This window comes from Flavobacterium shii, from assembly GCF_025847235.1.
Lineage (GTDB): Bacteria > Bacteroidota > Bacteroidia > Flavobacteriales > Flavobacteriaceae > Flavobacterium > Flavobacterium shii.
Genome location: NZ_JAOZEW010000029.1, coordinates 1 through 25974, shown reverse-complemented (window position 1 = coordinate 25974; position 25974 = coordinate 1). Strand labels below are relative to the sequence as shown.

The window sequence follows — 25974 nt, the reverse complement described above, 5'->3', positions numbered from 1 at the left end:
GCAAAAGAAAAGTAGCAAACGAACGCCACTTAATTAGTTATGATTTTTATATTCATCGATATTAAAAGTATTCGTAAATTCAATAAATTTGAATTATAAAAAACTAAAATTGGTATTATAAATCCGAAAACATAATTAAGAAATAAAATGAATGCAGAAACATTAATTTCACTTTTTGAAAGAGACCTGAACAAGTTAATAATAGAGATTGAACTTTATAAGAGAGAAGAAGATATTTGGCGCGTAGAAAAGAATATTTCTAATTCGGCAGGGAATTTAGCTTTACATTTAGTTGGAAACTTAAACACATTTATTGGAAAAGAAATTGGGAGAACAAATTATGTTAGAAATAGAGAACTTGAATTTTCTCAAAAAAACGTTCCCAAAAAAGAATTGATTGAAAACATAAATAACACCATCCAAGTTGTTAAAGATTCTCTTATTAAGGTTACAAATGAAGATTTACAAAAAGATTATCCAATTTTAAAGTTTTCTGAAACAACTACAACTGAATATCTACTAGTTCATTTGTTTGCTCATTTAAGTTATCACCTTGGTCAAATAAATTATCATCGCAGATTAATTGATAAATTAGATTGTTGCTAAAAACTAAGTTTTATTTTAAGAAAAAAATAGATGCCCCTTTCAAAAACAACCTAATTCATACCATAAAAGGATTAGGTTATACTATTAAATCTTTTTAGTTAAAACAGTTATATCTCTTTGAATTCCTGATTAAAAACAACAATTCATTACATATTTATTCTAAAATTATAGCATCAGTATTATTTACAAACTTTTTCGCCATTTCTTTTGATACTCCTAAGTTGCCTTCTATTATGTCAGTAGGGTTTGAAGCGACCCAAGTACTTAATTCTATTGCTTCATAATTACCACTGTTAAGTCCAATTAAAACCTTTAAAACAACACTTCCAGTATTTTTTATATAATGACCTGCCCCCATAGGTACATAACCTATATCTCCTACTTCATACTGGTCTATTACAATATTACTTTGTGCTAAAAAAACACCCATTTCTCCACTACCTTCTAGAAAATATTGCCACTCATCTGCATTTGGATGCCAATGCATTTCACGCATTGCACCTGGTTCTATTTCTAATAACGAACCCGAAAAAGTTTTAGAAATAGGAAATTCATTTTGCGTGACTACTCTTTGTCTACCTCCTGCAAATATTTTAGGTTGTTGTGCTAGTAATGGGTATCTATGTGTTGATATAAGTTCAATATTGTTGCGCTTTGAAAGCAAATGGTTTTTAAAAGTCGGATTTTCGCATCGGGAAAAATAAGCTTCACCCTGATATAATTTTTCGGCTTCTTCTATAGAAATATTCAGGTTCTTTGCTGCCACCTCTTTAGGAACACTTGAAATAAAATCGGTAATACTAAAAGTATGATCTTCCGAAAAATTGCCGTTGTCAAAAATTAGGATAAAATGACATTCTTCATTTCCGATGCCTTGCAATGTGTGCCCATATCCTTTTGGGAAATACCAAACATCGCCCGGAGAAAAATAATCAATATGAGAACTGCCATCAGGATGAATAATTGTAGTACGTACATTTCCCTTTACCACATAAGCCCATTCGGCTGCATTTGCATGCCAATGAAGTTCACGTATCGTTCCGGGTTCTAGATGCATACTCACCCCTGCGATACCTACAGATGCAGGAAAGTCATTTACAGATGCTCCCCTTGTTATACCGCCATTACCAGTTCTTGGCATTTTTTTTTCAAGCTGATATTTAAATTGAGAAATATTTTCTTCCATCTTATTATATAAATTAAATCATGAAATCATTTCAAAAAATTATTTTACCATCTTAATTCATTTTATTAATCCAGCTGATGGTCTTTTTTAGTTTTTTCAGTTTAATTACTTATTCAGTAAATTGACTTAGCATATCAAAAGTTGGTACAAAAAAAAGAGCTCCTGTTTTGGGCGTACTAAAATCCAAAATCCGATCATAATTGCCCTTTGGAGAACCAACAAACATTTTGGTAAGCATTTTTTGTGTTGTACTAAATAAACTTGCATACGCAATAAAATAAGTTCCCATTTCATTTGTAGACATATTACCAAATGGCATATTGTCCCGTACAATTTTTAAATCATCTCCAACATTGGAAAGTGCCGAATGTGAATTGGATGGCTTCACATCGTCAGACATTTCGATATCATCTACTTTTGATCTGCCAATTATTTTTTCTTGTTCACTTACCGGAAGAGACTTCCACGCATTGAGATCATGAATGTATTTTTGAACAAAAAGATAGCTTCCTCCTTTGTAAATAACCTCTTCATCTCCAATTATCCCAAAGTGCTGTCTATCATATCCATGTGGATTTTCTGTACCATCCACAAACCCCAAAATGCTCCGACTGTCCCAATATCTAAATCCGTGAATTTCTTCAACACTTTCACCAATACCTGATAAAATATTCGAAATAGCTGAGGCCGCATCAATACAAAAACTGTATTCGGTGGAGCGTATATGAAAATGCAAATCTCCACCAGTAGCAACTGCTGTATGCTTAGATCCTGTAATAGGTACAAATGATATTAATTCTTTTGGCAGAGGTTTAGGCAGGTCCAATAAAAGCCAGGCTTCATAGCCAATACCCATAACAACACTAGCCTTAGATTCTGGAAAACGAGTTTTTGCAGAATTATTAAGATTAGTTATTAAGGAACAAATATTTTTAAAAGTATCCCCAAAAATAACATTCTGTTTAAAATTCCAAACCATAAAAATGGTATTGTTGTTTGGGTAATCCAGTACATTTTGAGAATTAATACTCATAAATAAAATATTCAATAGTTAGACGTAAAATATTATTTCAGAATCGTTTTCAATACATTGCAATTCTCATAATTCCCTTCCATTTACAAAAAATGATTGTCAAAATAAAGATACAAAAAATGATCTTTATTCTTTCAATACAATTCATTTCTATCCAAATTAAATCTAGTATAAATTTCTACTTAAAAAAATAAAGATGCAGAAAACACAGAGGTTCCAAGCTTTAAGTTGAATCCTGCTCTCCCCTCGAAAAGTCATAAAATGATTCAGAACTTTTCTTACACATAATAGTCAAGCAAAAAAAATCCCGCCATTTATACAAATGACGGGATTTACTATTTAGAGGATTTTATTTATTCCAAAACGAAACTCACACTTACATTAGATACAATTTCTATTTCTCCAATAGCAAGTGTTTCATTCGAAGCTCCACCTGTACTATCCATTGCCATAGATTTCATAGCTGCATACATTGGTTGTGGACGGTATCCTTGAGAATTATCTGAAATAACGATAGCTTTACCCACTTTTTGACCTAAAACAGAAACATAGTCTTCTGCCTTAGACTTTGCGTCTTTAATAGCCAATTTTCTAGCCTCAGACTCATGTTGCGCCAGTTTTGAAGATTCAAAAGTAACACCATCGATACGGTTGATTCCTTGATCAACCAAACCTTCCATTAACTCATCATACTTAGTTAAATCTTTCAACAAGATTTCAACTGTCTGTGTAGCGTTATAATTATGTTTCTTTTTTTCATAATCATATTGTGGATTTAGCGCAACCTGTTTTGTCTTAAAATCAGATGTTGGAATATTCATTTTTTTGATGAATTTTAAAACAGCATCCATTTTTTGATCATTTTGCTTTTTCACATCTTTAGCAATAGTTCCTTTGGTTTCTATCGTTGCTAAAATTGTTGCCTGATCTGGTGCAACTTTCACTTTTCCTTCACCAGATACACTAATTTGGGGAATTTGTTTAGTTTCTTGAGCGTAAGACATAGTCATAAACATAAGGGTTAAAAATAAAGCTACTTTTTTCATATTTATATTATTTAATTGATTTTGTTATTCCTTTTCAAAAGTTGTGCCACTATAGTTTCCCCAGCTTTGCCATAACAAAAAGTATGACAATTGGGATCGCCAACAAGACAACCATTAGCGTGTGATCGTAAACCAAAGTAGGTTCTTTTATCAAAGTTATTAAATATCCTCCAATTGCACCACCAAAATGTGCTGTATGACCAATATTATCATTCTTAGCTCTCATCCCGTAGATAGAATACAACAGATACAAGATTCCAAAAAGATACGCCGGCATCGGAATTATAAAGAATATCCCAAGCATCATGTCTGGTCGCAATAATATAGCCGAATATAAAATTCCCGTAACAGCTCCCGAAGCTCCCACAGCACGATAACTATAATCGTTTTTATGAAAAATCATCGTTAATAGACTTCCAAAAACTAAACTTCCGATATAGATTAATACAAACGAAAAATTCCCTAAATACTGAATAACTACTGGCGCAAAAAACCAAAGTGTTAGCATATTAAAAATTAAATGTGTCATATCAACATGCAAAAAACCTGATGTCAACATTCTTATTTGCTCCCCGGAACGAATACTTCCCACGTGAAATTCATATTTTCTAAAAAAAGCGAGATCATTAAATCCTTTATAACTAACTAAAACATTGGCAACAATTATCCCTATCAAAATGGTATTCATATTCTATATTTAATGTGAGATGTAAATATAGTCATTCTCCCAGACACCACAGTTACCGATTAAAATATATAGCGTTATTCATTTTTGAGTTATATTTGTAAAAAAATAAACTGCATGCAATTCCTTATTTATATACTAACATATCCATTACTTTGGATTATATCAATACTACCATTTCCTATTTTTTATTTATTTTCTGATGTCGTTTACTTCATCGTTTATTATTTGGTGGGATATCGCAGAAAAACAGTTAAGGAGAATTTAGCACTTGCCTTACCTCATCTTAATGCTGAAGAACGAAAGGTAATCGAAAAGAAATTCTACCAACACATGTGTGACATGTTTTTGGAAATGATAAAAACAATGACCATTTCGCCAGAAGAAATGCGCAAACGATTTGTCATTACCAATATCGAGCTCATAAAAGATTATGAAGAAAAAGGAAAAAGCGTAGTTTTAGTTGCTTCCCATTATGCAAGTTGGGAATGGTTATTAACCCTAAATGCACAAATAAAGTTTAGAGGAATTGGAGTTTATAAAAAAATTGTAAATCCGTATTTTGATAAATTAGTTCGAAAAATACGCTCTAAATATGATGCTGAATTAGTTGAAACTAAAAAAATAATTCCATTGATGGCACAAAACCAACGAAAAGGAATTTTAAGCATGTATGGTTTAGCAAGTGACCAATCTCCAAAACTAGATCGATCTTTTCATTGGGATACCTTTATGGGAGTTGAAGTTCCTGTTCATACCGGTGCCGAAATGCTGGCAAGAAAATATAATTTGAGCGTTTTATTTGTAAAAGTAAAAAAGGTAAAACGTGGTTATTACGAAGCTACATTTATTCCTATTTGTGATACACCCAAAAAAGCAGATGGATTTGAAATTACACACGCATACTTAAAAGAAGTAGAAAAACAAATTCTTGAAGCTCCCGAATACTACTTGTGGACACACAAAAGATGGAAACACAGAAGATAAAACAAAAATGCCCGAAAAATTAATTTCGGGCATTTTTTATTAAATCATATCACTGGATTAAATCCCAGCGATTGCTTTTATTTCATCTATAATTCTTAAAGCAAGAACATCTGCTTTTTCCTGTGATGGCGCTTCTGTATAAATACGGATAATTGGTTCTGTATTCGATTTTCTCAAATGAACCCATTCTGTAGCAAAATCAATTTTCACTCCGTCAATTGTAGTGATATCTTCATTTTTATATTTCTCGGTCATTGCAACCAGAATTGCATCAACGTCAATTTGCGGTGTCAATTCAATTTTGTTTTTACTCATATAATATTCCGGATACGAAGCACGCAAAGCCGAAACTGTCATTTTCTTGTTAGCCAAATGTGTCAGAAACAATGCAACTCCTACCAAACTATCACGCCCGTAGTGCGACTCAGGATAAATAATTCCTCCATTACCTTCACCACCAATAATAGCATTATTCTTTTTCATTAATTCTACTACATTCACCTCACCTACTGCACTGGCTTCATATTTTCCACCATGAGAAACAGTAACATCTCTTAAGGCACGAGATGATGACATATTCGAAACTGTATTTCCTAGTGTTTTGCTCAAAACATAATCGGCACAAGCAACCAAAGTATATTCTTCGCCAAACATTTCCCCGTCTTCGCAAATAAAAGCCAAACGGTCAACATCTGGATCAACCACAACCCCTAGATCAGCTTTTTCTTTTACAACCAATTCCGAAATATCAGTAAGATGTTCTTTTAATGGTTCTGGATTATGAGGAAAATGTCCGTTTGGTTCGCAATATAATTTTACTACTTCAACGCCCATCAATTCTAATAATTTTGGAATAATAATTCCTCCAGAAGAATTTACACCATCAACTACAACTTTAAATTTAGCAGCTTTTACAGCTTCAACATCCACTAACGGTAAATTTAAAACCTCATCGATATGAATATCCATGTAAGCATCATTAATCGTGATTTCGCCTAAACTATCAACATCTGAGAAATCAAAAGCTTCTGCTTCTGCAATTTCTAAAATTTTTGCTCCTTCTGCTCCATTTAAAAACTCCCCTTTCTCATTCAGCAACTTCAATGCATTCCATTGTTTCGGATTATGAGAAGCAGTAAGTATTATTCCTCCATCGGCTTTTTCCAAAGGAACAGCAACTTCTACTGTTGGAGTTGTCGAAAGACCTAAATCTATTACATTAATTCCCAAACCTACTAATGTATTTACTACCAGATTATGAATCATAGGGCCCGAAATTCTCGCATCACGACCAATTACTACTGTTAGTTTTTCCTTTTTAGTATTGTTTTTAAGAAAAGTTCCATAAGCCGACGCAAATTTTACTGCATCAACCGGAGTAAGATTATCTCCTACCTTACCACCAATTGTTCCTCGTATTCCAGATATCGATTTTATTAAAGTCATTTTAATGAGTTATGGTTATTGCTACAAATATAGAAAAGTTACTAAGGTTCTTAAGTACTTAGGTGCTAAGATTTAAAAAAAAAGTTGCTAAGTAACTAAGAATCTTAGTTGCTAAGGTTAAAAAAAAACAAACTAAAATGTTAAGTTTATATTGCAAAGTCTTATAATAAAAAAGATTTAAAAAAGATTTTATACATTTACAAGAGAGAACTTAGAAACTTAGCACCTCAATCCCGAAGCTTCGGGATAGTAACTCCCAAAAAAAAAATGAATTTCCTAGCCCATATATACCTTTCCGGCGATAATGATTTAATCAAAATTGGCAATTTCATGGCTGATGGAATTCGGGGGAAACAATTTGAAAGTTTTCCTGCAGAAGTTCAAAAAGGTATTATTTTGCATCGCGCCATAGACACCTATACCGATGCACATCCAATTTTTAGACAAAGTACCAAAAAACTTCATGAAAAATACCATCATTATGCTGGTGTTATTATTGATGTTTTTTACGATCATTTCCTGGCCAAAAACTGGAAAACATATTCTGATGAAAAGCTTGATGATTTTGTTCAGAGATTTTATAATTCTCTAACTGAGAATCATAGTATTTTAACCGAAAGAACACAGCGTATGATGCCTATTATGTTTCATGAAAATTGGCTCGTAAGCTATCAAACTGTCGAAGGAATCAATCATATCCTGACCCAGATGGATCGCAGAACAAAAAACGCTTCAAAAATGCAGTTTGCAAGTACGGAATTAAAAGAATTTTACACCGAATTCGAAACAGAATTCACTGCTTTTTTTGAAGAATTAAAACAACACGTTAATCACAAATTACTTTCATTATGAAAAAGATTGCCTTTTTATGCTATTTTATCTCTCTTACCTCTTTTGCCCAGAATACAACTAATCAACCAACAGGATTAGTTACTAGCAAAGCAATGGTTGTCTCGGCACGAGAAGAAGCTTCTAAAATTGGTGCCGACATCATGAAAAAAGGTGGAAATGCTTTTGATGCTATGGTTGCTACCGAATTGGCTTTGGCAGTAGCCTATCCTTACGCCGGTAATATTGGCGGAGGTGGATTTATGGTATACCGAAAAGCAAATGGTGAAGTAGGATCATTAGATTATAGAGAAAAAGCACCATTAGCAGCGACCAAAGATATGTTTCTGGATAAAAATGGAAATGTAATTAAAGGAAAAAGCACCGAAACACCACTAGCTATTGGTGTACCAGGAACTATTGCAGGTGTTTTTGCAGTCCACAAAAAATTTGGTTCTTTACCAATGGCTACAATATTAGAACCTGTTATTGCTTTGGCAGAAAGAGGAGTGATTGTAACCAAAAAACAAGAACAAAGATTAGAAAATAATCGTGATGCTATTATAGAAAGAAATGGTAAAAACACTTTATTAGCAACTGTATATAAAGAAAATGATACGATCAAATATCCCGCTCTTGCCGAAACGTTAAAAAGAATTCAAAAAAATGGTCGTGATGAGTTTTACAAAGGAAAAACTGCTAAAACGTTAGTTGATTACCTTAATAAAAAAGGTGGTATTATCACCATGAAGGACTTAGCACAATACGAAGCAAAATGGAGAAAACCATTAACCTTTAATTACAAAGATTTAAAAATTACTTCGATGTCACCACCTAGTAGTGGCGGAATTTGTCTGGCACAAATTTTAAAAATGATTGAACCATACGATTTAGAAAAAATGGGACACAATTCGGCTCAGGCAATTCAGGTAATTGTAGAAGCAGAAAGAAGAGCTTATGCCGATAGAAGTTATTTTTTGGGTGATCCGGATTTTGTGAAAATTCCTTTAAAAGGATTACTTGCTGATGATTATTTAAAACAAAGAATGTCAAATTTTAGTTTTGATAAAGCTACTTTATCTTCAGATGTAAAACATGGAGAAGTAAAATACAGCGAAAGTACCGAGACTACACATTACTCAATCGTAGATCAATTTGGGAATGCTATTGCTGCAACAACAACACTTAATGATGGTTATGGTTCTAAATATTATTGTGATGAACTGGGCTTTTTCTTAAATAATGAAATGGATGATTTTAGCGTAAAGCCCGGAGAACCAAATATGTTTGGATTAGTAGGAAATGAAGCTAACAGTATTGTACCTCAAAAAAGAATGTTAAGCTCTATGACTCCTACAATTGTTGAAAAAAACGGTAGTCTGTATATGGTTGTAGGAACTCCGGGTGGTTCTACAATTATCACATCGGTTTTACAAACAATTTTAAATGTACGTGAATACCATTTAAGTATGCAAGAAGCTGTAAATGCACCTCGCTTTCACCACCAATGGTTGCCAGACAATATATCTTTTGAACCAAATGCTTTTGATTCAAAAACACTTGAATACTTAAAATCTAAAAATTATATCATCAACGAAAAAAATGCTCCTGTAATCGGAAAAGTAGATGCTATTTTGGTTTTACCAAACAAAAAGCTAGAAGGTGGTGCTGATTCTCGAGGAGATGATGCTGCTGTTGGGTTCTAATTTAGTTACAATAAATGAAGCTGTTAATTTCTTTAAAGAGATTAACAGCTTTAAAATTGTATAATATGGGTTCTAAAAGCTAAATTTGCAATATTACATAACTTTTTTAAAACATAATGTTAAGAAAATACATCCGGAGATTCGAATCAATTATTGCTATGCTGCAATCTATATTGACGCAAAAGCAATTTATATTCATGTCCAGTGTTTTGGTTGGTATTTCGTGTGCCTTTGCCGTGATTGTTTTAAAAACATTTGCACACAGCGTCTTTTCATTTGCCACTTACATTAATGGAATATTAAAATTAAGCTTCATTAACAGTATCTTACCTATCATTGGTATACTACTTACTGTTTTTGTAGTAAAGAGGGTTTTAGGCGGAACTATAGAAAAAGGGACTTCCCAGATATTATATACAGTTGCCAAGAAAGCAAGTATTATTCCAAAAAAACAAATGTATGCTCAGATCATCACGAGCTCTCTTACTGTAGGTCTTGGTGGATCGGCAGGTTTAGAAAGCCCAATTGTGGTTACAGGAGCGGCTTTTGGGTCTAATTATGCTCAAAATTATAAACTACCTTATAAAGATAGAACTTTACTTATTGGTTGTGGTGTTGCAGCTGGTATTTCGGCAGCATTTAATGCTCCAATTGCCGGGGTTCTTTTTGCGATTGAAGTTCTATTGGTTGATGTGAGTATTTCGGCATTTACACCAATTATGATTTCGGCTGCAACAGGAGCTTTAGTTTCGGCAATTGTTCTAGACGAAAACATCTTATTAAATTTCAAACAACAACAAACATTCAATTATCATAACATTCCTTTTTATGTACTTTTAGGAGTATTGACAGGTTTCATAGCAGTATATTATGCCCGAAATTTCCAACGAATAGAACATTACTTTTCTAAACTCAAGTTAAGTCCTTATAAAAAAGCCTTATTTGGTTCTTCGATGTTGGCGATTTTAATTTTTATTTTCCCTACTCTATTTGGTGAGGGATACGAGAGTATCAAAACCCTATCCGAAAGTGATCCCGGAAAATTATTAGACAATACTTTATTTGCAAGTTTTAGAAACAATCAATGGGTTTTATTACTTTTTGTTGGATGTACTATGATGCTAAAAGTATTTGCATCTGGCTTAACAATTGGTAGTGGTGGTAATGGAGGAAACTTTGCCCCATCCCTATTTTTAGGTTCTTATTTGGGTTATTTCTTTTCAAAATTTATAAGTCTAACGGGTCTTACACAGTTACCAATTAGTAATTTTACTATGGTAGGAATGGCTGGAATTTTAAGTGGGTTATTTCATGCACCACTTACAGCTATTTTCTTGATTGCAGAGATTACAGGTGGTTATAGTTTAATGATTCCGCTTATGATTGTATCTTCTATTAGCTTTGCTATCTCTAAACGTTTTGAAAAATATTCACTTGATGTAAAAGGTTTAGCTCAAAAAGGTCATGCATTTACAAGTAATAAAGATTCTAATATTTTATCAACTTTAGAAATTGATTCAATCATTCAAACCGATTATCTAACAGTTTCACCAGACGAACACCTTAGTAAGTTAGTAGATTATATTTCCCATTCTAATCAGGTTGTATTTGCTGTAGTAAACAAAGATGAAGAATTGGTAGGAATAGTTCATTTTAATGATATCCGCGAAATAATTTTTAATGTTTACAGAGTAAAATATACGCTGATAAAAGATATCATGAAAACACCTCCAGCTACTATTTCTTCTATTGACAGCATGGAAACAGTCATGAATAAATTTGAAGCATCAAAAGTAGCATTCTTACCAGTAATAAGAAATGGAAAATACTACGGTTTCATTTCCAAATCTATAGCATTAGAAGCCTATAGAACCAAGTTAAGATCTATGACAATAGAATAAGCTTAATATCGGATAGGGTTAAAATGGAGTTTATCCGATATTAAGACGTACCTTTGAGGGATTATGTGGAATATAGACTTAACATATAGAACAGAATTTCAATCAACATTTGAAAGACTCTACCAAAAAAGGCAAGATTTGCAAACCAGCAGACCATTGCCTAACATTGCTTTGCATAAAATTCGTGAAAGCTTATCGATAGAATGGACATACAATTCCAATAGTATCGAAGGTAATACTATGAGTTTACGAGAAACCCAAATGGTTATTCAAGAAGGAATTACCATAAAAGGAAAATCACTTCGGGAACATTTTGAAACACATAATCATGATAAAGCAATTGATTATTTATATTCGATAGTAGATGATAACTACAAACTTCGAAGTATCGATATTCTTTCACTTCATGGATTGGTTTTACGATCTATCGAAGATGATTTTGCAGGACGCATCCGAAATGGTGGCGTTCGCATTTCGGGAGCAAATTTTATGCCTCCAAATGCCAATAAAGTCTCCGATTATCTTGATGAATTAATCGATTTTATAAATACAAATCCATTGCAACTTAATGATATTGAGTTGGCAGCAATTTTTCATCATAAGTTTGTTTGGATACATCCTTTTTTTGATGGTAATGGTCGTACTGTACGTTTAGGTATGAATTTATTATTAATGCGTTGTGGCTTTCCACCTGCTATTATCCTAAAAAATGATAGAAAGAAGTACTATGAAGCACTCAATCAGGCGAATAATGGTAATTATCAAAAACTGATTCTTTTGATGTGCCAAGCGCTAGAGAGAACACTTAATATTTACTTGAATGCAATGCCAGGCAACGAAACGGAATACCAAACAATATCTAATATTGTAAGTGAACCAAGTGTTCCTTATGGTCAGGAATATGTAAGTTTATTGGCTAGAACAGGAAAAATTGATGCCTATAAAGAAGGTCGAAACTGGTATACTACTAAAGAAGCCATCGATGATTATATTTTAACCCGCAAAAGAAAACGCTAACTAATTTAAGTTGGCTTTTTTTTCTTTGCGCGTAATGGAACGCAGATGACACGGATTCGCTATCGCAACGTATATTAAATCAGTATTTCTAGACGAACATTATCTAACAGTAAATTAATTTTGTCCGCAATCTATTTTAACACAAACTTCTATAGTGTTATATCAAAAGAACAAATCAAAATGGTAACTTTGCTTTTTTGCAAAAATTATGTCAGATACAAATAATACTATTGAAGTTCTTGGCGCAAGAGTTCACAATCTAAAAAACATTGATATCTCTATTCCGCGTGAAAAACTGGTCGTAATTACCGGTTTATCAGGTTCAGGGAAATCCTCATTGGCTTTTGATACTATCTATGCTGAAGGGCAACGCCGTTATGTAGAAACTTTTTCGGCTTATGCCAGACAGTTTTTAGGTGGCTTGGAACGTCCTGATGTTGATAAAATCGACGGACTTTCACCTGTAATTGCAATCGAACAAAAAACGACCAGTAAGAGTCCACGTTCTACCGTTGGGACAATTACCGAAATATATGATTTCCTCCGTTTATTATATGCCAGAGGCGCTGATGCGTATAGCTATAATACGGGCGAAAAAATGGTTAGCTATAGTGATGAGCAAATCAAAGATTTAATTATTCAAGATTTTAATGGTAAACGCATTAACATTCTTGCTCCTGTAATTAAAGCACGTAAAGGTCATTATGCCGAACTTTTCCAGCAAATAACCAAACAGGGATTTTTAAAAGTTCGTGTTAATGGTGAAGTTCAGGATTTGGTTACGGGAATGAAATTGGATCGTTATAAAACGCACGATATCGAGATTGTTGTAGACAGAATGGTTATTGAGGATACTCCTGACAATCAAAAACGATTATCGGAAAGCATCAATACAGCGATGCATCACGGTGAAAATGTATTGATGATTCTGGATCAAGACACGAATGAAGTACGTTATTTCAGTCGTAATTTAATGTGTCCGTCTACAGGAATATCATATCAAAATCCAGAACCGAATTTATTTTCTTTCAACTCTCCAAAAGGGGCTTGCCCTCATTGTAACGGATTGGGAACTGTTAATGAAATCAATATCAAAAAAATAATTCCTAATCCTAAGATATCTATAAAAGCTGGTGGATTTGTACCTCTTGGCGAATATAAATCATCATGGATTTTCAAGCAACTGGAAGTTATTGGCGAGAAGTTTGGTTTTAAAATTACCGATCCTATCGAAAAAATTTCTGAGGAAGCCATGAACATGATTTTGCATGGTGGAAAAGATAAATTCACCGTAAACTCCAAAGATTTAGGCGTTGCTCGTGATTATAAAATAGATTTTGAAGGAATATCAAATTTCATCAAAAGTCAACATGACGAAAGTGCTTCGACTACAATAAAACGTTGGGCAAAAGACTTTATGGACGAAGTAAAATGTCCGGAATGTCATGGTTCCAGATTAAAGAAAGAAGCTTTATTTTTTAAAATAAACGAAAAGAGTATCACCGAATTATGTGATATGGATATTTCTGATTTGACCGCATGGTTCTTAGACTTGAATAGTCATTTATCAGACAAGCAGCTTTTAATTGCTTCTGAAGTTGTTAAAGAAATAAAAGACCGTTTGAACTTCCTTATGAATGTGGGTTTAAATTATTTGGCTTTAAGCCGAAGTTCTAAATCGCTTTCTGGTGGTGAGGCTCAACGTATTCGATTGGCAACTCAAATTGGTTCGCAATTAGTTGGTGTATTATACATTCTAGATGAACCAAGTATTGGTTTGCACCAAAGAGATAATGAAAAATTAATTCACTCTCTTGAACAATTGCGTGATATAGGAAATTCTGTTATTGTTGTAGAACACGACAAGGATATGATAGAACGTGCCGATTATGTAATTGATATCGGTCCAAAAGCTGGAAAATATGGCGGAGAAATTATTAGCAAAGGAACTCCAGAAGAGATTCTGCAGCACCATACCATAACGGCAATGTACATGAACGGAGAAATGAAAATCGAAGTTCCTGCAAAACGTCGTGAAGGAAACGGAAAGTTCTTAAAACTAACGGGAGCCACAGGAAATAACCTGAAGAATGTTTCGATAGAATTACCTTTAGGGAAAATGATTTGCGTTACGGGGGTTTCCGGAAGTGGAAAATCGACGTTGATAAACGAAACGCTTTATCCTATCTTGAACGCTTATTATTTTAATGGCGTAAAGAAACCGCAACCGTATAAAAAAATAGAAGGTCTGGAACATATTGATAAAGTTATCGATATTGACCAAAGTCCAATTGGGCGAACACCTCGTTCGAATCCAGCAACTTATACAGAGGTTTTTACAGAAATAAGAAATCTGTTTACGATGACTTCCGAAAGTATGATTCGTGGTTATAAAGCTGGTCGTTTTAGTTTTAATGTAAAAGGCGGTCGTTGCGAAACCTGTGAAGGTTCGGGCGTGAGAACTATCGAAATGAACTTTTTGCCAGATGTTTATGTAGAATGTGAAACTTGTCAAGGAAAACGTTTTAATAGAGAAACTCTTGAAATACGTTATAAAGGAAAATCAATATCAGATGTTCTGAATATGACTGTGGATGAAGCAGTTCCGTTTTTTGAAATGATTCCGAAGATTTACAGAAAAGTAAAAACTATACAGGATGTTGGTTTAGGCTATATTACACTTGGGCAACAAAGCACAACGCTTTCGGGTGGTGAAGCGCAACGTATTAAACTTGCTGGAGAATTATCCAAGAAAGATACTGGAAACACGTTCTATATTCTTGACGAGCCTACGACAGGATTACATTTTGAAGATATTCGGGTTCTTATGGATGTGATTAATAAACTGGTTGACAAAGGAAATACTATCTTGATTATCGAGCATAATATGGATGTAATAAAACTTGCTGATTATATTATTGATATTGGTCCTGAAGGCGGAAAAGCTGGAGGACAACTTATTGCCAAAGGAACACCTGAAGAAATAATTAAAAATAAGAAAAGTTATACAGCGCAGTTTTTGAAAAAAGAATTAAACTAATTTATTGAATTGTTATGAATGTATTCGTTTTGTTAATTTCTGAATTAAATAAGTTAGCACCTAATAGTGAAATTAATAAACGTAAAAGAAAAATAAAAAAGGCAACACGAATTTTATTGATGAATAAACTATCAACTATTATTCATCTATTAAGTAAATGGCAAAGTAAATTAAATAAAACTAAAAACTTTACTAATCTTCAAAATTATGAAGATTTTACACCCTCCATACTTAATGAGCAAGAAGATAAATATGGTGCTATTATAAAATACTCTATTGAAAATCCAAATACTAAAAATGTAGCATTAACTGGACCATACGGATCTGGAAAAAGTTCTATTTTAAAAACATTTGAAAACAAAAATTTTGAATACAAATACTTAAATATATCTTTAGCGACATTTGATGAAAAAGTACATCAAATTAAAGAAATTGAATTCTGCATACTCAAACAATTGTTCTATAAAGTTGAACAAAATAAAATCCCTGAATCAAGATTTAAACGCATTGTCAATCAAAAAAATGTAACACTAAAATCAGTATATATTTTTCTTTGGCTAATTTCAGCAACTTATTTTTTGAGACCAAGCTTATTAAATGATATAACCAAAAATCTGTCATTAGATTTTCATTCTAAAGTTGGTAATTTCATCTATACAATATATTTTTTAACAGGAATTATTTATCTGCTATACAAGATTATGGGATTCATTTTGAATTTCAAGCTAACCAAATTTAACTTTCAAGATGCTGAAATAGAAAATGGTGATGATAAAAAAAGTGTAAGCTTTGAAAATGAAATAGATGAAATTCTATATTTTTTTGAAAGAAATACTTTTAATGTTGTTTTTATTGAAGATTTGGACAGATTTAAAAATACCGAAATTTTTATAAAACTTCGTGAAATAAACTATTTGATTAATAACTATGATCCAATAAAGAATAAAAGAAAAATCACTTTCATCTATGCTGTGCAAAATGACACCTTCAAAGAAGATGAAAGAGCAAAATTCTTTGATTTTATCATTCCTGTTATTCCTGTAATTAATTATTCAAATTCTAGCGTAGAATTACTAGATAAAATTGATATTAAAGAAGATGAAATACCAAAAATATTCATCAAACAAGTTGCTCGTTATTTATCTGACAAAAGAACTTTAATCTCAATAAATAATGAATACAAAGTTTACAAAAAAATAATTGGTAATGATTTAGACAAAACAAAGCTTTTGGCGATGATGATCTACAAAAATGTTGAACCAACGGATTTTGATAATTTAAATTGCCAAAAAGGGTACGTTAATTCAGTATTTAATGATTCAAATAAACTTATAAAAAAAGCAATTGCTAATATTGACAAAGAAATCATAAAAGCAAATACAAAAATTGATAATTCAATAGAAGAAACAATTCAAAATGTAAATGAATTAAGAAGTTTGTATATAGCAAAATTTTATGGGAAATTATTGAATAGTGAAAACAAAAACATCCTAAATATACAAATTAACAATACACAATGTCCAATAAAACAACTATTATTAGATTCTAATTTTAATTTATTCTCTAACCTTAATGATATTTATTACTATACTTATAATAGGTTCCAAGGGGGGGCTGTAACTGAAAACAGTGGAATTTCTTTTAAAACTTTAGAATCAGAAGTTGGATTATATGCAGAACGTTTGGAAATTATTGAAAATAAAAAGCACAATAAAATAAACGAATTCAAAAAAGAAATTGAAAAGCTAGAAAGTGAAAAACAAGTTTTAAAAACTAAAAAAATTAAAGATATTGTAACTGATGAATATTTAAAAAAATGTTTAGATAGTATGCAATACAAAAAAAGTATAAACACAAAAGAAACCATTGACGGAAAAGAAACTATAATTACTAGTGAAATCATAGTAACTCCAAAAGTTAATAATTATGATTTAATTAATTTTTTAATAAGATATGGTCATATCGATGAAAGTTACTCACATTATATTTCTTATTTCTATCCTGGAAGTATTACTAAAGAGGACAATGATTTTTTAAAGAGTTTCACTAATAACAAACCTTTGCCTTACGTTTTTAAATTGCAAGAAATTGAAAATTTATTTCCCGACATTTTAGAATCTGATTTTAGTCGAGAAGAAATATTAAATTTTTCACTTTTAGACTATATCATCGAAAGGAACAACACCGACAAGCAATTAAATCAAATTATCACATTATTAAGTACGAAAATAATTAAACCAGTTACTTTTATCGATGAATATTTAAGTTATGCAAAAGATGTAAATAAAAAATTTTTCTTTCAAGCCCTATGTAAAAATTGGAAAAACACTAATCAGAACATTTGGGAGGAATTAATATCGAACTTATCAGATGATAAACTTATAGAATACTTGAATTTCATGTTTTCTAAATTAGATTTATCTACATTACAAAGTTTAAATATCAGGAATAGCATTTCTAACTATATTTCGGAGATGGATAGCTTGGATTTATTTAGAGATATAGATACAGAAATAACTGTTTTTATATCAAAAAATAATATAAAATTTAAAAAATTAAATGATAAGGGTTCTAAAACTATTTTGGATTTTATTTATCAAAATAATAATTATATAATCAATTATGATATGATTGAATTATTTACATATTTGTATAAAGAAAATGAAATAGACTTTACCTTACTGAAATCTGAAAACTATACAACAATTACAAACTCAGGAGCCATGAGACTTAAATCTTATATTGATGAAAATATAGAAGAGTATTTAGAAAACGTATTTCAAGAATTAGAAACTAACAATAATGAATCTGAAGAAACAATTATTAAAATTTTAAATCAAAATATTAAACCAGAAATCAAAGTTGAAATTATTTACAAAAATCAAAATTTAATAACTAATCTTTCCACAATAGAGGATACCTCAATTTGGAATATTTTACTTGAGGCAGATAAAGTTGTTACTTCTTGGAATAATTTATTACACTATTTTAAAACTACAGAAAGTTTTGACGATACATTAATAAACTATTTAAATACTGATGAACATAGTAAAGAACTTAAGTACCGAATTGATAAAAATTATAAAGAAGATATACAAGTACTTCAAAAATTCACACGTGAACTTTTACAAAGTAATATTTCGACAAATACATTTACCATTTTAGCGACACATTCAACAATTCCTTATTCTTATTCGAATGGAATAACTTATTTTAATGAAATTTCTATTGAAAAAATGAAGATTTTAATTGAGAATAAGATATTAATATTGACCGTAGAAAATTATAATTTTATTCAAAATAATTTTAGAAATTTACTTATAATCTTATTAGAGACAAACATTCATAAATTTCTCAACAACATAAAAACTTACTCATTAGATAGTGAAATCATTTTAGAACTTTTGGGTTCATTGTCTACTTCTGGAAATGAGACTTTAATAATTGGACACATCCAAGAATCAATTCTTTTAGGGAGTGTTGAATTATTAAATACGGCTTGCCATTATCTGTCAATAAACCACAAAATAGTAATCAGTAAAGAATTATTAAAAGAACTATTATCGAAAACTAAATCTCAAGAAGATAAAATAAAACTCTTTAATTTATATTATAACGATATAGAAAGAACAGAATTAGAAAGTATTATTCAGTTACTTGGTGAACCATACTCATCAATAACTAAAGGGAAAGTTACTAAATTTTTAAATACTGATTATAATCTTAAATTTGTTACTATCTTAGAAATTAATAAAATGTTTATTTCAAGTAAATCAATAACAGAAGATGGTAAAATGATAAAAGCCAATTTAAAAACTAACAAGAAATAAGAAAAGTTATACAGCGCAGTTTTTGAAAAAAGAATTATCTTAGTATATTGTACCCGCTTTAAGATAAAAGGCGATTGACAAGATAGAGCCTAGCCCTGATAGTAATGAAAATCCTTTATTGTTTTTCTTTAAAACAATAAAGATTGCAATGAATAGCAGGAAATAGCTCCCTTCGACTCCGCTCAGGGTGACAATTTTAAAAAATAAATTAATACAAAGAAAATGAGATTAGAAGATTTTGATAATGACGAAGATAAAGTAATCCAAGATAGATTAAAACAAAAAACATGGAACGAAATTAGAACCAATGATAGTTGGGCGATTTTTAAAATCATGGCTGAGTTTGTAAATGGATATGAAAACATGGGACGCATTGGTCCGTGCGTATCTATTTTTGGGTCGGCAAGAACAAAACCGGATAATAAATATTATTTATTGGCCGAGAAAATTGCATACAAAATCAGTAAAGCTGGTTATGGTGTTATTACTGGTGGTGGTCCCGGAATTATGGAAGCTGGAAATAAAGGGGCTCATTTAGGCGGAGGAACATCGGTAGGTTTGAATATTGAATTGCCTTTTGAGCAACATTTCAATCCATATATTGACCATGATAAAAATTTAAACTTTGACTACTTTTTTGTTCGTAAAGTAATGTTTGTAAAATATTCACAAGGTTTCGTGGTTATGCCGGGTGGTTTTGGAACTCTTGACGAAATGTTTGAAGCGATCACTTTGATTCAGACAAAAAAAATTGGAAAATTCCCTATTATTTTGGTTGGAACCGAATTTTGGTCGGGATTAATCGAATGGGTAAAAACTGTCTTGGTTGAAAAAGAACACACAGTAAGTCCTGATGATTTAAACTTGTTCAAAATCGTTGATTCTGAGGATGAAGTAGTCGAGGCACTGGATAAATTTTATAAGAAATATGATTTAAGCCCTAATTTTTAAATCAAAAAAGCTGTGTAAAAACAGCTTTTTTTATGCTATTTTATCGATATAAAAATTTATTAATTCATAATTAATAGTATATTTATTTCGTTATTAAATCTTTAAGAATAATCATTGAAGTTACTTTCTAAAATTACTATTTGTATTTTTGTTTTATTAAGCCCTATAAAACAGTACGCACAACATCATTCTAAAATGACGGTTGCAGTTAATCTTGAGCTAAAAACATTAAATATTAGACAAGATATTACTTTTAATAATATCTCTAACGATACTTTAATTTCGATAGTCCTTAATGACTGGAATAATTCTTTTTCGGATAAAAACACACCACTTGCCAGACGATTTTCGGATGAATTTTACAGAGGATTTCATCTTGCAAAACCCGAAGAACGAGGTAATACTACAATTATAAGCTTAACAGATAAAGAAGAAGGTGCTCTGGCTTGGGAAAGAACAGCAAAAAACCCTGATTTTATCGTTGTTAAATTAAATAAGAAACTGGCTCCAAACGAAACAATTGTCCTGCATCTTACTTATATCGTTAAAATTCCAAGTGATAAATTCACAAGGTTTGGTTATGCACAAAACGGAAGTTTAAACCTTAAAAACTGGTTTTTGAGCCCTGCGCGATTTGAAAATCATCGTTTCATAAAATATAATAACTATAATCTGGATGATATTGCAAATGCTGCAACCGATTATGAAGTGGAAATAAAAATTCCTAACAATTACACTATTACTACAGACTTGGATATGGTTTCGAAAGAACAATTCGAAAAATACTCCAATACCAATTACTCAGGAAAAAGAAGAACTGATTTGAGTATGTTTATTGAACCTAAAAACAGTTTCTCAAAATATTCTAATGGCTCGACTGAAGTAGCTACTAATTTAAAGAATAACAATTTAAACGAGGTTCAAAAAGCTCTTGCAATAAAAAGGATTATGGATTTTACCAATACATACATTGGTAAATATCCGCATAGGAAAATTACTGTATCGCAAATAGATTATGAAAGAAATCCTTTTTATGGATTAAACCAATTGCCTTCATTTATTAATCCGTTTCCGGATGAATTTATGTTTGAAATTAAGTTCTTAAAAACGTACCTGAGTACTTTTTTAAAGAACAGTTTACGCTTAGACCCAAGAAAAGACAACTGGATTTATGATGGAATCCAAATATATGTCATGATGAAATACATTGAAGAAAACTACCCTGATCAAAAAATGATGGGAAGCCTTTCTAAAATGAAAATATTAAAAAGCTACAAGATTACCAATTTAAGCTTTAATGGTCAATACAGCTATTTTTATATGCTTATGGCACGTAAAAACCTCGACCAGCCACTAGGAGATCCTAAAAACACGCTGATAAAATTTAACGAACAAATTGCCAGTAAATACAGAGCTGGACTTAGCCTAAGTTATCTGGATGATTATTTGGGTAATAATAGTGTACAAACAAGTATTCAGGATTTTTACGAGCTTAACAAGATAGAGCAAGTAAGTCGTGTGAACTTTGAAAGCTTATTAAGCTACAATGCCAAAAAGAATATCAATTGGTTCTTTGATATTATCATAAACTCTAGAGATATAATAGATTATAAGTTTCATAATGTTTCGAAAACAAATGATAGCATAACATTTTCGATAAGGAATATAACCGAAACCTTTCTTCCTATTCCTGTGTATGGAATTAAGAAGAAAGAAGTTGTGTTTAAACAATGGATAGACACTAAAAATCCGGATACGACATTTACGGTAGAAAGAAAAAATGCCGATAAAATTGTTCTCAATTACGATAATGAAGTTCCGGAGTATAACTTGAGAAACAACTGGAAATCACTAAAAGGCTTTTCGCCAACTAATCGTCCTATAAAATTTAATTTTGCCAAGGATTTAGAAGACCCGTATTATAATCAAATCATATATATCCCTACACTTAACTATAATTACTACGATGGGATTACTCCGGGAATACGATTTCATAATAAAACAATACTAGACAAACCATTTATTTTTGATGTTAATCCTGCCTATTCTATAAAAGCCAAAACTATATCGGGATCATCGGTTTTCTCGTTTGTTCAAAATTTTAGAAATAGTACTTTATTCAATGTAAAATATTCTTTTTCGGAAGCTTATTTTCATTATGCACCAGACGCAACGTATTTAAAATTAAATCCGATGGTACAATTGCGAATTAGAGAGAAAAACTTTCGAGACAATCGTAAACAACTCATATTATTGCGTCAGGTTATCGTAAACAGAGAAGAAAGTATTTATATAACAGATAATTCCAAACCAAATTATTCTGTTTTCAATGCAAAATATTTCAATACTAAAACCGAGGTAACAAACCATTTTAATTTTATGTCGGAAGTTCAATTTTCCAGTGGATTTGGAAAAGCTGCCAGTGAAATAGAATTTAGAAAACTTTTTGAAAACAACCGCCAGATTAATCTTAGAATGTACGCCGGAAGTTTTTTATACAACACTACCAATTCTGATTATTTTAGCTTTGCCGCAGACCGACCGACCGATTACTTATTTGATTATAACTATTATGGAAGATCTGAAAGCACAGGTATTTTCAGTCAGCAATTTATAATGGCCGAAGGGGGATTTAAATCTAAGCTAAGTCCTCAATATGCAAATCAATGGATTACGACCTTAAATGCAAGTTACTCCCTTTGGAACTGGATTGAGGTATATGGAGACGTTGGTTTTATAAAAAGTAAAGGGTCATCAGAAAAATTTATATACGATAGTGGCATCCGCTTAAACTTTGTTCCTGATTATTTTGAATTGTATTTTCCGGTATATTCTAACAATGGATGGGAAATTTCTCAAGATAAATACGGAGAAAAGATACGATTTGTAGTCACTTTATCGCCTAAAACATTAACCAATCTTTTTACCAGAAAATGGTTTTAATCAAATAAAAACTAAACAAAACATAAATTATTATCACATAATTACATAAAACCATAAAAAAACAGCAAAAAAAGCATACCGTTATACCCTTTTAAATACAGATAATTAAATTATATTTATTTTAACGAATTATGATAATTGCTAGTTTTTAAGTAATTTTGTGACCTAACATGACCCATTCCAGATTATGATAAAAGAAAAAAACAATACTACACTTACTTTCGAAGATTTCAAAACCGAGGTTTTGAACGACTACAGAATCGCTATAATTAGCAGGGAATGTAGCCTTATAGGGCGTAAAGAAGTATTGACAGGAAAAGCCAAATTTGGAATTTTTGGCGATGGCAAGGAAGTACCACAGTTGGCGATGGCAAAAGCCTTCAAGAATGGTGACTTTCGTTCGGGATATTACCGCGATCAAACTTTTATGATGGCTATTGGTGAACTTACACCAAAACAATTTTTTGCAGGTTTATACGGCCATACCGATTTAGACTTTGATCCGATGTCGGCAGGAAGACAAATGGGTGGACACTTTGTAACTCATAGTTTAAATGAAGATGGTTCATGGAAAAACCTAACTAAACAAAAGAACTCTAGTGCAGATATTTCTCCTACAGCAGGACAAATGCCTAGATTATTAGGTCTTGCACAAGCATCAAAAATATATAGAAACGTTGACGGAATAAAAATAAAAGATAATTTCTCTGTTAATGGTAACGAAATTGCTTGGGGAACCATTGGAAACGCAAGTACATCCGAAGGTTTATTCTTCGAAACCATAAATGCTGCCGGAGTACTACAAGTACCAATGGTAATGAGCGTTTGGGATGATGAATACGGAATTTCGGTTCATGCAAGACACCAAACTACAAAAGAGAATATCTCTGAGATATTAAAAGGATACCAACGCGACGAAAACTCAAACGGATACGAAATCTTTAGAGTAAAAGGTTGGGATTATGCCGAATTAATAGCAACATACGAAGAAGCGGCAGCTATTGCACGCGAAAAACATATTCCTGTATTAATTCATGTAAATGAGTTAACACAGCCTCAAGGACACTCAACTTCGGGTTCTCACGAACGTTATAAAAACGCAGCAAGACTAGCTTGGGAAAAAGAATTTGACTGTATACGCCAAATGAGATTATGGATGATTGCTATTAATATTGCATCACCAGAAGAATTGGACGAAATTGACTTGGAACTAAAAAAAGAAGTACTCGATGCCAAAAAAGAAGCATGGAACTCTTTTATAGATCCAATTATTCAAGATCAAAAAGTACTGCTTTCTTTACTAGAAGCTACTGCAAATAATAGTGATAAGAAAGATCAAATCTTAAAATTAACAAGCGAATTAGCTGCTATAAAATCTCCTCTAAAAAAGGAAATGTTATCTGTGGCGAGAAAAGTATTGCGTTTAATTATAAATGAAGACTGTAAAGCCGAATTATCAAACTGGATTACAACTTACATAGCAACAACACAAGAAAGATTCAGCAGTAATTTATTCTCAGAATCTAATTTAAGTATATCCTCTGTACAAAAAGTTCTACCCGAATATGCTGCAAATAACATAGATGTGGACGGAAGAATGATTGTAAGAGATAATTTTGATGCCTTATTTACAAAATATCCTGAAACATTAATCTTTGGAGAAGATGTTGGAAACATTGGTGATGTAAACCAAGGATTAGAAGGAATGCAGGAAAAATACGGAGAACTTCGTGTTGCCGATGTAGGTATTCGTGAAGCAACCATTATTGGTCAGGGAATAGGAATGGCTCTAAGAGGATTACGCCCTATTGCCGAAATTCAATATTTAGATTATTTACTATATGCTATCCAAATCATGAGCGATGACTTGGCTACATTACAATATAGAACTGTTGGAAAACAAAAAGCTCCATTAATAATCCGAACACGCGGACACCGTTTAGAAGGTATCTGGCACTCTGGCTCACCAATGGGAATGATTATAAATGCAATTCGTGGAATTCATGTACTAGTTCCTAGAAACATGACCCAAGCAGCAGGATTCTATAACGCATTATTAGAATGTGATGAGCCGGCTCTAGTAATCGAATGTTTAAATGGTTATAGATTAAAAGAAAAAACACCTACAAATTACGGCGAATTCAAAACACCAATTGGAGTTATTGAAACCCTAAAAGAAGGTAAAGACATTACGCTAGTTTCATACGGATCGACTTTACGAATAGTAGAACAAGTGGCGAATGAGTTACTTGAAACAGGTATTGATTGTGAGGTTATCGACGTACAGTCATTGCTTCCATTTGATATCAATCAGGATATTGTAAAAAGTATCGCCAAAACAAATCGTCTTTTAGTAATCGACGAAGATTTACCTGGTGGAGCTTCGGCTTATATTTTACAACAAATCATCGAGCAACAAGACGCTTATGTTCATTTGGATAGTAAACCACAAACATTAACTGCAAAAGCCCACCGACCAGCTTACGGAACCGATGGAGATTACTTTTCTAAACCTTCTGCCGAAGATATTTACGAAAAAGTATACAGCATGATGAATGAGGCAAATCCATCTAAATTTCCAAGTTTATATTAAGAACATCGTTCAATTTCAAATATAAAAAAGCTCCAAGTTGTAATGATTTGGAGCTTTTTTTTAGACAATTAAATTAACTTTTCTTACTTTACAATTCACTTTTTAAGGAGCTATTTCCTGCTGTCCGCTATATCTTTTACTGGCAAAAAAAGCAAGAAAAAGGATGCCGCTACCAT

Annotated in this window: 16 protein-coding genes; 11 read left to right on the top strand and 5 right to left on the bottom strand. The window is 31.8% G+C overall.

All coding sequences use genetic code 11. From position 1 onward, the window contains the following. The first annotated feature begins 147 nt into the window (after window positions 1–147). Window positions 148–606, top strand: a complete 459-nt coding sequence (locus OIU83_RS21230) for a DinB family protein (RefSeq protein WP_264208273.1) — start codon at window positions 148–150, stop codon at window positions 604–606. A gap of 154 nt (window positions 607–760) precedes the next feature. Here the strand turns inward: OIU83_RS21230 and OIU83_RS21225 are convergent, their stop codons facing one another. The 4 genes from OIU83_RS21225 to OIU83_RS21210 all read right to left on the bottom strand — a co-directional run bounded on the left by OIU83_RS21225 (window position 761) and on the right by OIU83_RS21210 (window position 4559). After that, window positions 761–1792: a cupin domain-containing protein gene (locus OIU83_RS21225; protein WP_264208272.1), complete on the bottom strand. Its 1032-nt coding sequence runs from the start codon at window positions 1790–1792 to the stop codon at window positions 761–763. A 109-nt stretch (window positions 1793–1901) separates the two neighbouring features. After that, window positions 1902–2825, bottom strand: coding sequence for a Dyp-type peroxidase (locus OIU83_RS21220; RefSeq protein WP_264208271.1), 924 nt, complete (start codon window positions 2823–2825; stop codon window positions 1902–1904). A gap of 353 nt (window positions 2826–3178) precedes the next feature. Beyond that, window positions 3179–3871, bottom strand: coding sequence for an SIMPL domain-containing protein (locus OIU83_RS21215; RefSeq protein ID WP_264208270.1), 693 nt, complete (start codon window positions 3869–3871; stop codon window positions 3179–3181). A gap of 49 nt (window positions 3872–3920) precedes the next feature. Beyond that, window positions 3921–4559: a rhomboid family intramembrane serine protease gene (locus OIU83_RS21210; RefSeq protein WP_264208269.1), complete on the bottom strand. Its 639-nt coding sequence runs from the start codon at window positions 4557–4559 to the stop codon at window positions 3921–3923. Window positions 4560–4673: 114 nt separating this feature from the next. Between OIU83_RS21210 and OIU83_RS21205 the strand changes: the two genes are divergently transcribed. Further along, window positions 4674–5543 carry a lysophospholipid acyltransferase family protein gene (locus OIU83_RS21205; RefSeq protein WP_264208268.1) on the top strand — a complete coding sequence of 290 codons (870 nt, stop codon included), beginning with the start codon at window positions 4674–4676 and terminating at the stop codon, window positions 5541–5543. A 57-nt stretch (window positions 5544–5600) separates the two neighbouring features. Here OIU83_RS21205 and glmM read toward each other — a convergent pair whose 3' ends face one another. Then, window positions 5601–6989, bottom strand: a complete 1389-nt coding sequence (gene glmM, locus OIU83_RS21200) for a phosphoglucosamine mutase (protein WP_264208267.1) — start codon at window positions 6987–6989, stop codon at window positions 5601–5603. Window positions 6990–7256: 267 nt separating this feature from the next. Here glmM and OIU83_RS21195 point away from each other — a divergent pair, with 267 nt between their 5' ends. The 9 genes from OIU83_RS21195 (at window position 7257) to OIU83_RS21155 (ending at window position 25798) form a co-directional block, all read left to right on the top strand. After that, on the top strand, window positions 7257–7841 hold the full coding sequence (locus OIU83_RS21195; RefSeq protein ID WP_264208266.1) for an acyl carrier protein phosphodiesterase: 585 nt from the start codon (window positions 7257–7259) through the stop codon (window positions 7839–7841). Beyond that, window positions 7838–9523 carry a gamma-glutamyltransferase gene (gene ggt / locus OIU83_RS21190; protein ID WP_264208265.1) on the top strand — a complete coding sequence of 562 codons (1686 nt, stop codon included), beginning with the start codon at window positions 7838–7840 and terminating at the stop codon, window positions 9521–9523. Before OIU83_RS21195 ends, ggt begins: the two co-directional genes overlap by 4 nt. A gap of 116 nt (window positions 9524–9639) precedes the next feature. Then, a complete protein-coding gene (locus OIU83_RS21185; protein WP_264208264.1) occupies window positions 9640–11424 on the top strand; it encodes a chloride channel protein in 1785 nt (594 codons plus the stop codon). A 63-nt stretch (window positions 11425–11487) separates the two neighbouring features. Continuing rightward, window positions 11488–12441 carry a Fic family protein gene (locus OIU83_RS21180; protein ID WP_264208263.1) on the top strand — a complete coding sequence of 318 codons (954 nt, stop codon included), beginning with the start codon at window positions 11488–11490 and terminating at the stop codon, window positions 12439–12441. 208 nt (window positions 12442–12649) lie between these two features. After that, window positions 12650–15481: an excinuclease ABC subunit UvrA gene (uvrA, locus tag OIU83_RS21175; protein WP_264208262.1), complete on the top strand. Its 2832-nt coding sequence runs from the start codon at window positions 12650–12652 to the stop codon at window positions 15479–15481. A 14-nt stretch (window positions 15482–15495) separates the two neighbouring features. Next, window positions 15496–19311, top strand: coding sequence for a YobI family P-loop NTPase (locus OIU83_RS21170; RefSeq protein WP_264208261.1), 3816 nt, complete (start codon window positions 15496–15498; stop codon window positions 19309–19311). Window positions 19312–19533: 222 nt separating this feature from the next. Continuing rightward, window positions 19534–20262, top strand: coding sequence for an LOG family protein (locus tag OIU83_RS21165; RefSeq protein ID WP_264208260.1), 729 nt, complete (start codon window positions 19534–19536; stop codon window positions 20260–20262). Between the two features lie 195 nt (window positions 20263–20457). Continuing rightward, window positions 20458–23205: a gluzincin family metallopeptidase gene (locus tag OIU83_RS21160; protein ID WP_264208259.1), complete on the top strand. Its 2748-nt coding sequence runs from the start codon at window positions 20458–20460 to the stop codon at window positions 23203–23205. A 187-nt stretch (window positions 23206–23392) separates the two neighbouring features. Further along, window positions 23393–25798 (top strand): alpha-ketoacid dehydrogenase subunit alpha/beta, encoded by a 2406-nt coding sequence (locus OIU83_RS21155; protein ID WP_264208258.1) that lies wholly within the window; start codon window positions 23393–23395, stop codon window positions 25796–25798. Window positions 25799–25974 lie beyond the last annotated feature (176 nt).